Consider the following 12,770-nt stretch of genomic DNA (forward strand, 5'->3'; position numbering starts at 1 on the left):
ACGTCACCTCACGATGGTCGCGACCGGGAGCTTCTCGATACGGATCGCCGACGCCTTGAACTCCGCCGTCCCCGCGATCGGGCAGTTGGCCTCGATCGTCAGCTGGTTGGTGTCCACCTCGTCGGGAAAGTGCATGGTCATGAAGGCGAGACCGGGGCGCAGTGCCGTGTCGACCCAGACCGGGGCCACCACGAAGCCCCGCCGCGAGGACACCCGGACCTCCTCGCCGACCGCGACCCCGTACCGCTCGGCGTCCTCCGGGCACAGCTCGATGTACTCGCCGCGCCGCAGCGGGGAGGCGTAACCGCCGCTCTGCACCCCGGTGTTGTAGGAGTCGAGCCGCCGCCCGGTGGTGAGCCGGACGGGGTATTCCGCGTCGGTGAGATCGACCGGCGGATCGTGCTGGACCAGGCCGAAGGGGGCCGGCGTCCCGCGCCGCGCCGGGTCCGTCTCCCACAATCTGGCGTGCAGATAGGCCGGTTCGAGCCGCTCGGTGCTCGGGCACGGCCACTGGATGCCCTGGTGCTCCACGAGCCGGTCGTAGGTCATCCCGTAGTGGTCCGGGGACACCGACCTGAGCTCGTTCCAGACGGTTTCCGCGTCGGCGTACTTCCAGTCGTGGCCGAGGCGGGTGGCGAGGTCGCAGATGATGTCGATGTCCTCGCGGGCCTCGCCGGGCGGGGTCACGGCCCGGCGCACCCGCTGAACCCGCCGTTCACTGTTGGTGGTGGTGCCCTCGGTCTCCGCCCAGCCCGCGGTCGCGGGCAGCACCACGTCCGCCAGTTCCGCCGTCCTGGTGAGGAAGATGTCCTGGACGACCAGGAAGTCCAGGGCCCGCAGGCGGCGCATCGCCTGCTCGCTGTCCGCCTCCGACTGGGCGGGGTTCTCGCCGATGCAGTAGACCGCCTTGAGCGTGCCCTCCTCCATCGCCTCGAACATCTCGGTGAGGTTCAGCCCGTAGTGCGGCTGGATGACCGTGTCCCAGGCCGACTCGAACTTCAGCCGGATGTGCGGGTCGAGGATGTCCTGGAAGCCGGGCAGCCGGTTGGGGATCGCGCCCATGTCGCCGCCGCCCTGCACGTTGTTCTGGCCGCGCAGCGGCTGCAACCCGGCGCCGTAGCGGCCGACTTGGCCGGTGAGCAGGGACAGGTTGATCAGGGCTCGGACGTTGTCGGTGCCGTTGTGGTGCTCGGTGATACCGAGGGTCCAGCACAGCTGGGCGCGCTCGGCGCGGGCGTAGGCGTGCGCCAACTCCCTGATGGCGGCGGCCGGTACGCCCGTCACCTTCTCCGCGAGCGACAGCGTCCACGGCTCGACGAGCGCCTTGTACTCCTCGAAGCCGCTCGTCGCCCGCTTGATGAACGCCTCGTTGGCCAGCCCCGCGCGGATGATCTCCCGGCCGACCGCGTGCGCCATCGCGATGTCCGTGCCGACGTTCAGGCCGAGCCAGCTCTCCGCCCACTCGGCGGTCGACGTGCGCCGCGGGTCGACGACGTACATCCGGGCGCCGTTCCTGATGCCCTTCAGCACGTGCTGGAAGAAGATCGGGTGCGCGAAGCGGGCGTTGGAGCCCCACATCACGATGACGTCGGTGTGCTCGATCTCCTCGTACGAGGACGTGCCGCCGCCCGAGCCGAAGGCGGCCGACAGACCTGCGACGCTCGGCGCGTGACAGGTCCGGTTGCAGGAGTCGACGTTGTTGGTGCTCATCACCACCCGGGCGAACTTCTGGGCCACGTAGTTCATCTCGTTGGTGGCGCGGGCGCAGGAGAACATCCCGAACGCCCCGCGGTTGCGGTCCAGGCCGCGGGCCGCGCGGTCCAGGGCCTCCTCCCAGCTCGCCCGCCGGAACGGCTCCTCACGGGAGTCCCGCACCAGGGGGTGGGTGAGACGGGTGTAGGTCTTCGGTTCACGCTTCCTGGTGCTCTTCATGCGGCGCTCCTCAGCGCGAGCAGGTCCGAGATGGCGTGCACGGTGCGCAGGGTAGGCACCTCCACGCCGGTGATCTCCGCCAGTTCGACGACGGCCGCGAGGAGCACGTCGAGTTCGAGCGGCTTGCCGCGCTCCAGGTCCTGGAGGGTGGAGGTGCGGTGGTCGCCGACCTTCTCGGCGCCCGCGAGCCGGCGTTCGATGGAGACACCGACCTCACAGCCGAGCGCCTCGGCGACCGAGAGCGTCTCGCGCATCATGACCTCGATGACCCGGCGGGTGCCGCCGTGCAGGCACATCTGCCGCATGGTGGCCCGGGCCAGCGCGCTGATCGGGTTGAAGGAGATGTTCCCGAGCAGCTTGAGCCAGATGTCGTTGCGCAGGTCCGGCTCCACCGGGCACTTCAGCCCGCCGGTCTGCATCGCCTCGCTGAGCCGCAGACAGCGATTGGACACGCTGCGGTCGGGCTCGCCGATCGAGAACCGGGTGCCTTCCAGGTGCCGTACCACGCCCGGGGCCTGCAGCTCGGTGGCCGCGTAGACCACACAGCCGACGGCGCGTTCGGGGGCGAGCACGGCGCTGACCGTGCCGCCCGGGTCGACGCTCTCGACACGGTGGCCGTCGTAGGGGCCGCCGTGCCGGTGGAAGTACCACCAGGGGATGCCGTTCTGGGCCGCGACCACCGCCGTGCGCTCGTGCAGCAGCGGCTCGATCAGCGGCCCGCACGCCGCGTACGAGTTGGCCTTCAGCCCCAGGAAGACGTAGTCGACCGGGCCGATGTCGGCCGGGTCGTCGGTGGCGTGGGCGTGCGCGGTGAAGTCGCCGCGCGGGCTCAGCACCCGTACTCCGTACTGCCTCATGGCCGCCAGATGGGGTCCACGGGCGATGAGATGCACATCGGCGCCCGCGCGGTGGAGCGCGGCACCGACGTAGGCGCCGATCGCACCGGCGCCGAGAACTGCGACTTTCACGGAACACTCCGTTCGGTTTGAGGGATACCGCGGAGGTGGCCTCTCGTGGGCCGGATCCTGTAGAGCCCAGGCCGTATCGTGTCGACGAAATATTGTCTACAGTATGGGGTCGAGGGCGACAAGGGCTCGGACAGTGACCGTTCGGCGCTTTCTGCATACCGCTCATCGCATACGATCAAGCTGTTGGGTTCTCAACCACCCTGGCCTGGCCCTAGCGTTCGGGATTCATGAGCAGCCCCCCTGTAGCACCACCGGGCTGGAGCCGATGGCTCGTCCCGCCCGCCGCACTCTCCGTCCATCTCTCCATCGGCCAGGCCTACGCCTGGAGCGTCTTCAAGCCGCCGCTCGAAGCCGCGTTGAACCTCAACGGCACCCAGAGCGCGCTGCCCTTCCAGCTCGCGATCGTGATGCTCGGTCTGTCCGCCGCGTTCGGCGGCACCCTCGTCGAGCGCAACGGACCGCGCTGGGCCATGACGGTCGCCCTGGTCTGCTTCTCCAGCGGCTTCCTGATCTCCGCGCTCGGCGCCGAGACCAAGCAGTACTGGCTGATCGTCCTCGGCTACGGCTTCGTCGGCGGCATCGGCCTCGGCATCGGCTACATCTCGCCCGTCTCCACCCTGATCAAGTGGTTCCCGGACCGGCCCGGCATGGCCACCGGAATCGCCATCATGGGCTTCGGCGGTGGCGCGCTGATCGCATCGCCCTGGTCCGCGCAGATGCTCTCGTCCTTCGGCAGTGACAACGATGGCATCGCCCTCGCCTTCCTGGTGCACGGGCTGGTGTACGCCGTCTTCATGACCCTCGGCGTGCTGCTGATCCGGGTGCCGCGCACGGAGCGGCCGGTCGCGGACGCGCCGAGCGCCTTCGAGGGCGTGCAGGTCTCCGCGAACAACGCGATCCGCACCCCGCAGTTCTGGTGCCTGTGGGTCGTGCTCTGCATGAACGTGACCGCGGGCATCGGCATCCTGGAGAAGGCCGCCCCGATGATCACGGACTTCTTCGCCGACAGCTCCACGCCGGTGTCGGTGTCAGCGGCGGCCGGGTTCGTAGCCTTGCTGTCCGCCGCCAACATGGCGGGCCGCATCGGCTGGTCGTCCACCTCCGACCTGATCGGCCGCAAGAACATCTACCGCGTCTACCTCGGCGTCGGCGCGCTGATGTACCTGCTCATCACGCTGTTCGGGGACTCCTCCAAGCCGCTGTTCATCCTCTGCGCGCTGGTGATCCTCTCCTTCTACGGCGGCGGCTTCGCCACCGTCCCCGCCTATCTGAAGGACCTCTTCGGCACCTACCAGGTCGGCGCCATCCACGGCCGGCTGCTCACCGCCTGGTCCACGGCCGGTGTGCTCGGGCCGCTGATCGTCAACTGGATCGCCGACCACCAGAAGCACGCCGGCAAGCACGGCTCCGACCTGTACACCCTGTCCTTCGGCATCATGATCGGACTGCTCGTCATCGGGTTCGTCGCCAACGAGCTGGTCCGGCCCGTCAACGTCCGCCACCACATCCCCGCACCCAGGGAGGAGGCCGTCGATGTCGAACGACAGCAGCCAGCCTGAGCCCGACCGGCGCTGGCTCATCGCCGTCGCCTGGCTCTGGGTGGGCGCGCCCTTCGCCTACGGAGTGTACGAACTCGTGCAGAAAGCGACACAACTGTTCAACGGGTGAACCAGAAGGATGCTCGGGCGTCCGAGGGTCTGCAAGAAGCCGACAACTCGGGCGCCCGTTTCCTGTGGCCTTACATGCCGTCGTACCCGTGAGTCACTGAACAGACTGGTGGGCCCACACCGAGGCAACGAGGGGGACCCACCACCCATGAACGGCTCGCGCATCGCCGCCGTCGGCCACTACCAGCCCGCCAAGGTGCTCACCAACGAGGACCTGGCGGGCATGGTCGACACCAGTGACGAGTGGATCCGCAGCCGGGTGGGCATCCGCACCCGGCACATCGCAGGCCCCGACGAACCCGTCGACGAACTCGCCGCGCACGCCGCAGCCAAGGCCCTGGCCGCGGCCGGTCTCACCCCCGCTGACATCGACCTGGTCCTGGTCGCCACCTCCACCGCGATCGACCGCTCCCCGAACACCGCCGCCCGCGTCGCCGCCCGGCTCGGCGTCCCGCGGCCCGCCGCGATGGACGTCAACGTCGTCTGCGCCGGCTTCACCCACGCACTCGCCACCGCCGACCACACCGTACGGGCCGGGGCCGCCACCCGGGCCCTGGTCATCGGCGCCGACAAGATGTCCGAGGTGACGGACTGGACCGACCGTACGACGTGCGTGCTGGTCGGCGACGGAGCCGGAGCCGCCGTGGTCGAGGCCTGCGGGCCCGGTGAGGAGCCCGGGATCGGGCCGGTGCTGTGGGGCTCCGTCCCGGAGATGAGCCACGCCGTACGGATCGAGGGCACCCCGCCGCGGTTCGCGCAGGAGGGACAGAGCGTCTACCGCTGGGCCACCACCCAGCTGCCGCCCATTGCCCGGCGCGCCTGCGAGAAGGCCGGGGTGGAACCCGCCGACCTCGCGGCCGTCGTCCTGCACCAGGCCAACCTGCGGATCATCGAGCCGCTCGCCCAGAAGATCGGCGCGGTCAACGCGGTGGTCGCCCGCGACGTCACCGAATCGGGGAACACCTCAGCCGCGAGCATCCCCCTCGCGCTGTCCAAGCTGGTCGAGCAGGGCAGCGTCTCCGGCGGCGACCCGGTCCTGCTGTTCGGCTTCGGCGGCAACCTGTCGTACGCGGGGCAGGTCGTGCGGTGTCCCTGAGGGCGCGTTCTGCGGTGTGACGTGCCCAACTTCCGCTTCCCCTGGCGGTTGTGCGCCGTAGACTGTAGACGATAGACAATCGATACTGAGAGTCCGTGTGTTGTACGGCTGCTTGCCGAAGGGGGACCCGATGTTGTCAGCCGGACTGCCGCAGGGTGCGGTGCCCAAACTGGAACGGCCCGGCCCGCTCCGCGACCGCGTCTACCAGGCACTGCTGGAACTCATCACCACCCGCGCTCTCCAGCCCGGCCAGCACCTCGTCGAGAGTGAACTGGCCACGCACCTCGGCGTCTCCCGGCAACCGGTGCGCGAGGCGCTGCAGCGCCTGAACACCGAGGGCTGGGTCGATCTGCGGCCCGCTCAGGGCGCGTTCGTCCACGAGCCCACGGAGGAGGAGGCCGACCAGCTCCTCACGGTACGCACGCTGCTGGAGGCCGAGGCGGCGCGGCTGGCGGCGGCCAACGCGGGCAGCGCGGGAGTGGCGGCGCTGGAATCCCTGTGCGCCGAGGGCGAGAAGGCTGTCGCCGCGGACGACGTGGACGGAGCCGTCGCCCTGAACGCCGTGTTCCACGCCAAGATCATGGACCTGGCCGGCAACGCGGTCCTCGCCGAACTCGCCGCCCAGGTAGACCGCCGGGTCCGCTGGTACTACACCCCGGTGGCCCGCCAGCGCGGCCGCCAGTCCTGGATCGAACACCGCGAAATGATCGCGGCGATCACGGCCCGCGACGAGCAGTTGGCGAGCAGCCTGATGCGCGAACACACCGAACACACCCGGCGCTCATACCACGAACGCGCGAAGTCCTGACCCGGCCAGTGCACCCCCGGTGAGCACCGGCCATCAGCAGGCATGGGGGTGGGAGCGCGGCTGCGTGAACTATCTACGGCCGCTGATCCCGCTCTTCGGACCGCGAACGGCTGAGCGGACCGAAGTCGGAAACGGCTGAGTCCCGGACACCGGTCCGGGACTCACCTCCGAGAACACTCACTCCCGAGGGTCGGCGGGTGACCAGCCCGCTTTTATGCGAGCGGACCAGCCCCCCGTAGCGCAGTGCGGAAGGGGAACCGTCAGGTTGCCGTCTGTGGCTGTATCGCCCCCACCTTCGCGCTCGTTCCGCGGCCCGGCTGCCTCAGCAGCAGGGCCACTCCGGCCGCCAGCATCGAGATGCCGCCGGCCAGGGCGTACGCCCCGTTGTAGCCCCAGGCGCCGACCACCATGGAGCCGAGGCCGCCGCCGAACAGGCCGCTGATGAGCTTGCCGCTGTAGACCAGGCCGTAGTTGGTGGCGTTGTAGTTCTCGCCGAAGTAGTCCGGGGTGAGGGCGGCGAAGAGCGGATAGAAGGCGCCGCCGCCGAAGCCGGAGAGGAAGGCGAAGAACAGGAACAGCCACTCGCTCTTGATGTCACCGGCCCAGATCACGCCGAACTGGGCGAGGCCCAGCACCACGATGACGAAGACCAGCGTCGGCTTCCGGCCCAGGCGGTCGGAGAGCCAGCCCACCACGCCCCGGCCGATCCCGTTGATGACCGCCATCACGCCCATCGAGGAGGCCGCGACCAGCGGGCCGAAGCCGACGTCCTTGGCGAAGTCCACCTGGAACGAGATACCGAAGATCGAGACGCCCGCCGTCATCACGATGGCGATCCACATCAGCGGGAGCATGCCGGTGCGGATAGCCTCCTTCGGGGTGAACTGCTTTACCGCGGGCGGGTTCTTCGCGAGAGCCGTGGCGTTCTTGCTGTCGCCCGACTGGGAGAGCGGGTCGATGTCGGCCGGCCACCAGTTCTTCGGCGGGTCCTTGAAGAAGAACGCCGAGACCAGGACGACCGCCATCACATAAACGCCGATCAGGTCCAGGACCCGGTGGTAGTTCGCCGTGTCGAAGGCGTAGTTGAAGATGAAGATGAACGGGAGCGAGCCGTACGCGAAGCCGCCGTTCACGAAGCCCGTGCGGGCGCCCCGGCGTTCGGGGAACCACTTGCCGACCATGTTGATGCAGGTCGCGTACACCAGGCCGGAGCCGAGACCGCCGATCACACCGAAGCCGATGATCGCCAGCCATATCTCGCTGATGTGCGACAGCGCCAGGAACCCGATGAGGCACATCACGGATCCGGTGTACATGGCCCGGCGTGCGGTAAGGATGCCCTTCTCCCGCAACCAGCCCGCCGGGAAGGCGATGCCGGCCTGGAAGAACACCCAGATGCTCAGGATCCAGAAGGTGTTGGACTGCGTCCAGCCGTGTGCGTGGGACAGGGTGTCCTCCGCGGAGCCGTACGCGTACTCGAAGACGCTGATGGCCATCATGGCCAACCACGGGAGATACACCATGAAGTTGCGGGAGTGGCCGAGGATGTCCCGGTCGGTCTCCCCGATGCGGTACACCCGGCCACGGGCGTCAGTCACTTCACGGTATGGACGCCGTTCGGCGCCGGTGCTGTTCGGGGCTACGGGGTCTGCCGTCATGTCAGGCCATCTCCTCGCCGAGCGGATGCGGATTGGGGACGATGCGCCGGGCGTCGGGCCTGCCCGGTGCCTTGAGGAAGATCGCCAGCACTGCGGAGGCCAGGCCGACGGAGCCCGCGAGCACGAACGCGCCGTGGTAGTCCCACTCACCCACGACGACCGCGCCCAGACCGGAGCCCACCAGGCCGGAGATCAGCTTGGAGCTGTAGACCATTCCGTAGTTGGTGGCGTTGTTGTTCTCACCGAAGTAGTCCGCCGTCATGGCCGCGAAGAGAGGGAAGATCGCCCCTCCGCCGAAACCGGAGACCATGGAGCAGAACAGGAAGAACGGCATGCTGCCCATCTGGCCGGAGACCAGCACACCGAACTGCGCGCTGCCGAGCACGATGCAGACGATGATCAGGGTGTTGCGGCGGCCGTACCGGTCGGAGATCCAGCCGATGACGCCGCGCCCGGTGCCGTTGACGATCGCCTTCAACGACATCGCGGTGGCGACGATCCCGCCCGCGAACCCCATGTCCTTGCCGAACGGCACCTGGAAGGCGATGCCGAAGATATTGATGCCCGCCGTGCACAGCAGACAGAACCACATCATCCACAGGACGGGCGTCCGAGCTGCCTCCTTCGGGGTGTACTGCTTGACTGCCGGGGGGTTCTTCTCCAACGCCCGCCGTATCCGCGGGTCCTGAGTGGCCTTCAGCGGGTCGACGTGCGGCGGCCACCAGTTCTTCGGCGGGTCCTTGAAGAACCAGCCGGCCGACGCCACCACCAGGCACAGCCCGATGCCGACCGCGGAGAGCAGCACCTTGTAGTTGCTCAGGTCGAGGACCGAGGTGAACAGGAACACGAACGGCACGGACCCGTAGGCGAAACCGCCGTTCACGAAGCCCGTCTTGCCGCCCTTGCGCTCCGGATACCACTTGCCGACCATGTTCACGCAGGTCGCGTAGACAAGACCGGCGCCGATACCGCTGCACATGCCGAAGCCGGCATAGGCGACCATCACGTTCGGCGCGAACGCCAGCGACAGATAGCCCAGCAGCGTGCCGACCGCGCCGATCAGCATGGCCGTGCGGGCGGGGAGCCGTCCGCTCTCCCGCAGTTGCCCGGCCGGGAAGGCCACGGCCGCCTGGAAGAACACCCAGACGCCCATCAGCCAGAAGATGTGCCCGCTGCTCCACAGATGCGCCTCGTGCAGCGTGTCCTCCGCCGACGTGAACGCGTACTCGGCGGAGCTGATGCCCATCATGCCCACCCAGGGCAGGATGACCATCCACTTGCGTGCCCGGCCCATCAGATCGACATCGCTCTCGCCGATCCGGTACGTGCGGCCGTTGCGGTCCGTCACCTCCCTGAAAGGGACGGACGTCGATAGATCGATGGATGACATGTTCGCTCAGCACCCCTTGCGTCGAAAGCTCTGGCCAGCGCCCCCTGTCCAATGCCTTTCGTGCGCGCACGAGTCCCGGGGGCCGGCCGCAGCGCACCGCCGGCCGGCCCCCTCCTCGGCTACGTCATGAGCCGCCCCCCAACAGTCCGGCCGCCCGCGCCCAGCGGTACTTGGCGCCGAGCACGGCCACCGGCCGTTCGGTCGTGTACGGATACGCCACGACCCCCCGCTCGTAGAGGTACTGGCAGGCCTCCTCGACCTCGACGTCCCCCGCGAGCGAGGCGACGACCGGCTTCTCGATGCCCCGCTCCCGGAACTCCGCCACCACGCGCGCGGTCAGCTCCGCGAACACCATCGGCGGGGTGACGATGGTGTGCCAGTAGCCGAGCACGAGTGCGTGGATGCGCGGGTCCTCGAGACCGAGCCGGATCGTCGCCTCGTACGTCGACGGCGGCTCGCCGCCCGTGATGTCCACCGGGTTGCCCGCGGCTCCGAAGGGCGGGATGAAGCGACGGAACGCCTCGTCCAGGTCCGGCGGTATCTCCATCAGGGACAGACCGTTGTCGGTGACGGCGTCGGACAGGAGCACACCACTGCCGCCCGCACCGGTGATGATCACGACGTTGTCGCCCTGCGGGGCCGGCAGCACCGGCAGGCCGCGCGCGTACTCCAGCATGTCGTTCAGGCCCGGCGCCCGGATGACGCCCGCCTGCCGCAGGATGTCGTCGTACACCGCGTCGTCGCCCGCGAGCGCTCCGGTGTGCGAACCGGCCGCCTTGGCACCGGCCGCCGTACGGCCCGCCTTGAGGACCACGACCGGCTTCCTCGGTACGGTCGCCCGCGCGGCCTCCACGAAGGCGCGGCCGTCCTTGAGGTCCTCCAGGTGCATCGCGATGCACTCGGTGTGCGGGTCCTCCCCGAACCAGGTCAGCAGGTCGTCCTCGTCCAGGTCCGACTTGTTGCCGAGGCCGACGATCGCCGACACACCCGTCTTCGTGGTGCGGGCGAAGCCCAGGATCGCCATGCCGATACCGCCCGACTGCGAGGTCAGCGCGACTGAGCCCTTCACGTCGTACGGCGTGCAGAACGTGGCGCACAGGTCCTGCCAGGTCGAGTAGTAGCCGTAGATGTTCGGGCCGAGCAGCCGGACGCCGTACCGCTCGCCGATCGCCACGATCTCGGCCTGGAGCTCGTGTTCGCCGGTCTCCGCGAAACCGGAGGGGATCAGGACGGCGTTGGGGATCTTCTTCCGGCCCACCTCCTCCAGTGCCGCTGCCACGAACTTGGCGGGAATGGCGAAGACCGCCACGTCCACATCACCGGGAACTTCCGTGACACTCTTGTACGCCTTACGGCCCAGAATGTCATCGGCCTTGGGGTTCACCGGATGGATCTCCCCGGCGAAACCGCCGTCGACGAGGTTGCGCATCACCGAGTTGCCGATCTTGCCCTGCTCGTTGGAGGCGCCGATCACGGCGACCGAGCGGGGCTGCATCAGCCGGCGCATCGAGGTGAGGATCTCCTCGCGCCCGTACTTCCTGCGCGGCGGCGGCTGCTCCTCCGCGAGGATGATCCGGATGTCGGCGGCGACCGCTCCCTCCGGGGTGGCGATCACCGGGTTGAGGTCCACCTCGGCGATCTCCGGGAAGTCCGCGACCAGTTGGGAGACCCGCCGGATCTGCTCGGCGATCGCCCAGCGGTCCACGCCGGCCTGCCCGCGCACCCCGCGCAGCACCTCGGCCGCCTTGATGGAGTCCAGCATCGACAGCGCCTCGTCGGCGGTGACGGGCGCGAGCCGGAAGGTCACGTCCTTCAGCACCTCGACCAGCACACCACCGAGCCCGAAGGCGACGACCTTCCCGAACGTCGGGTCGGTGACCGCGCCGACGATGACCTCCAGGCCCTTCGGCAGCAACTCCTGGACCTGGACGCCCTCGATCCGGGCGGCGGCGTCGTACGCCCTCGCGTTCTCGACGATCCGGTGGAAGGCCGCGCGCACGTCCGCCGCGCCCTCGACGCCGACGATCACCCCGCCCGCGTCGGTCTTGTGCAGGATGTCCGGCGAGACGATCTTCATCACCACCGGCCCGCCGAAGCGCGCCGCGTACGCAACCGCCTCGTCGACGTCGGTCGCCAGCTCCTCGCCCGGCACGGCGATCCCGTACGCGTCGGCGACCACCTTGCCCTCGGGCGCGGTGAGGGCACCGCGGCCCTCGGCGCGCACGGAGCCGAGGAGCGCGCGGACCCGCAGCTCCCGGTCCTCTGCCATCACGTCAGATCACTCCGTTCGACTTGAGCAGGCGCAACTCTTCGTCACCGAGGCCGAGTTCGCCGATGAAGACCTCTTCGTTGTGCTCGCCCAGCAGCGGTGAACCGGTCACGTCCACGGGGGAGTCGGAGAGCTTGAGCGGGCTGCCCACGGTGACGAACTCGCCGCGCTCGGGGTGCGGGACGGTGACCACCATCTCGTTGGCGACCAGCGACTCGTCCTCGATGATCTCCTTGGTGGACAGGATCGGCCCGCACGGGATGTTGTGGGCGTTGAGCTTCTCCAGCACCTCCCACTTGGGGAGCGTCGAGGACCACTCCTCGATCAGCTGGAACATCTTGTTGAGCTTGGGGAGGCGGGCCTCCGGGGTCGCCCACTCGGGGTCGTCCGCGAGTTCGGGCCGGCCGATCAGCTGCGTGACCGGCTGCCAGCCGACGGGCTGCACGATCACATACACGTAGTCGTTCGGGCCGCCCGGCGCGCACTGCACCGCCCAGCCGGGCTGGCCGCCGCCGGAGGCGTTGCCGGACCGGGGCACCTCGTCGCCGAAGTCCTCGTTGGGGTACTCGGCGAGCGGCCCGTGCACGAGCCGCTGCTGGTCGCGCAGCTTCACCCGGCAGAGATTGAGCACGGCGTGCTGCATGGCGACATTGACCCGCTGGCCGCGGCCGGTCCGCTCACGCTGGAAGAGTGCCGCCAGTATCCCGGCCACTGCATGCACGCCCGTGCCCGAGTCACCGATCTGCGCGCCCGTCGCCAGTGGCGGGCCGTCCTCGAAGCCGGTGGTGGCCATCGAGCCGCCCATGGCCTGGGCGACGACCTCGTACGCCTTGAAGTTGGTGTACGGGCCTTCGCCGAAGCCCTTGATGGAGGCGTACACGATCCGGGGGTTGATCTCCTTGATGCGGTCCCAGGTGAAGCCCATCCGGTCGACCGCGCCGGGGCCGAAGTTCTCGACCATGACGTCCGAGCGGCGGATCAG

Annotated in this window: 10 protein-coding genes; 4 read left to right on the forward strand and 6 right to left on the reverse strand. The window is 69.0% G+C overall.

What is annotated here, in order from left to right; translation table 11 throughout:
* Nucleotides 1-3: 3 nt before the first annotated feature.
* Nucleotides 4-1,932 carry a molybdopterin-dependent oxidoreductase gene (locus tag ABZ396_RS35335; RefSeq protein ID WP_358919903.1) on the reverse strand — a complete coding sequence of 643 codons (1,929 nt, stop codon included), beginning with the start codon at nucleotides 1,930-1,932 and terminating at the stop codon, nucleotides 4-6.
* Complete coding sequence (locus tag ABZ396_RS35340; RefSeq protein WP_358919901.1) at nucleotides 1,929-2,900, reverse strand: 2-dehydropantoate 2-reductase; 972 nt, start codon at nucleotides 2,898-2,900, stop codon at nucleotides 1,929-1,931. The genes ABZ396_RS35335 and ABZ396_RS35340 overlap by 4 nt, the downstream gene beginning before the upstream one ends.
* Nucleotides 2,901-3,127: 227 nt before the next feature.
* On the opposite strand from ABZ396_RS35340, the gene ABZ396_RS35345 reads away from it, so the two are divergent.
* The 4 genes from ABZ396_RS35345 to ABZ396_RS35360 all read left to right on the forward strand — a co-directional run bounded on the left by ABZ396_RS35345 (nucleotide 3,128) and on the right by ABZ396_RS35360 (nucleotide 6,471).
* The gene (locus ABZ396_RS35345; RefSeq protein WP_358919899.1) at nucleotides 3,128-4,459 is read left to right on the forward strand and encodes an OFA family MFS transporter; all 1,332 of its coding nucleotides are present in this window, start codon (nucleotides 3,128-3,130) and stop codon (nucleotides 4,457-4,459) included.
* Nucleotides 4,434-4,568 (forward strand): hypothetical protein, encoded by a 135-nt coding sequence (locus tag ABZ396_RS35350; RefSeq protein ID WP_358919897.1) that lies wholly within the window; start codon nucleotides 4,434-4,436, stop codon nucleotides 4,566-4,568. The genes ABZ396_RS35345 and ABZ396_RS35350 overlap by 26 nt, the downstream gene beginning before the upstream one ends.
* Before the next feature lie 147 nt (nucleotides 4,569-4,715).
* The gene (locus ABZ396_RS35355; protein ID WP_358919895.1) at nucleotides 4,716-5,663 is read left to right on the forward strand and encodes a beta-ketoacyl-ACP synthase III; all 948 of its coding nucleotides are present in this window, start codon (nucleotides 4,716-4,718) and stop codon (nucleotides 5,661-5,663) included.
* A gap of 130 nt (nucleotides 5,664-5,793) precedes the next feature.
* A complete protein-coding gene (locus ABZ396_RS35360; protein WP_358919893.1) occupies nucleotides 5,794-6,471 on the forward strand; it encodes a GntR family transcriptional regulator in 678 nt (225 codons plus the stop codon).
* A gap of 260 nt (nucleotides 6,472-6,731) precedes the next feature.
* Here ABZ396_RS35360 and ABZ396_RS35365 read toward each other — a convergent pair whose 3' ends face one another.
* From ABZ396_RS35365 to frc, 4 genes are all read right to left on the reverse strand, one after another.
* Nucleotides 6,732-8,129, reverse strand: coding sequence for an OFA family MFS transporter (locus ABZ396_RS35365; protein WP_358919891.1), 1,398 nt, complete (start codon nucleotides 8,127-8,129; stop codon nucleotides 6,732-6,734).
* Between the two features lies 1 nt (nucleotide 8,130).
* Complete coding sequence (locus ABZ396_RS35370) at nucleotides 8,131-9,519, reverse strand: OFA family MFS transporter (protein WP_358919889.1); 1,389 nt, start codon at nucleotides 9,517-9,519, stop codon at nucleotides 8,131-8,133.
* Nucleotides 9,520-9,643: 124 nt separating this feature from the next.
* Entirely contained in the window at nucleotides 9,644-11,788 is a 2,145-nt protein-coding gene (locus tag ABZ396_RS35375) for an acetate--CoA ligase family protein (RefSeq protein WP_358919888.1), read from the reverse strand.
* A gap of 4 nt (nucleotides 11,789-11,792) precedes the next feature.
* Nucleotides 11,793-12,770, reverse strand: a 978-nt coding sequence (gene frc, locus ABZ396_RS35380; protein ID WP_359186704.1) for a formyl-CoA transferase, incomplete at its 5' end; no start/stop codon positions are given.

It is taken from the genome of Streptomyces sp. NPDC005866, from assembly GCF_040629895.1.
GTDB lineage: Bacteria > Actinomycetota > Actinomycetes > Streptomycetales > Streptomycetaceae > Streptomyces.

Excerpts from the sequence above, each read along its gene's own strand:
- ABZ396_RS35335 (WP_358919903.1), bottom strand. The coding sequence starts at position 1,932 with ATGAAGAGCACCAGGAAGCGTGAACCGAAGACCTACACCCGTCTCACC.
- ABZ396_RS35345 (WP_358919899.1), top strand. The coding sequence starts at position 3,128 with ATGAGCAGCCCCCCTGTAGCACCACCGGGCTGGAGCCGATGGCTCGTC.
- ABZ396_RS35350 (WP_358919897.1), top strand. The coding sequence starts at position 4,434 with ATGTCGAACGACAGCAGCCAGCCTGAGCCCGACCGGCGCTGGCTCATC.
- ABZ396_RS35355 (WP_358919895.1), top strand. The coding sequence starts at position 4,716 with ATGAACGGCTCGCGCATCGCCGCCGTCGGCCACTACCAGCCCGCCAAG.
- ABZ396_RS35360 (WP_358919893.1), top strand. The coding sequence starts at position 5,794 with ATGTTGTCAGCCGGACTGCCGCAGGGTGCGGTGCCCAAACTGGAACGG.
- ABZ396_RS35365 (WP_358919891.1), bottom strand. The coding sequence starts at position 8,129 with ATGACGGCAGACCCCGTAGCCCCGAACAGCACCGGCGCCGAACGGCGT.
- ABZ396_RS35370 (WP_358919889.1), bottom strand. The coding sequence starts at position 9,519 with ATGTCATCCATCGATCTATCGACGTCCGTCCCTTTCAGGGAGGTGACG.
- ABZ396_RS35375 (WP_358919888.1), bottom strand. The coding sequence starts at position 11,788 with ATGGCAGAGGACCGGGAGCTGCGGGTCCGCGCGCTCCTCGGCTCCGTG.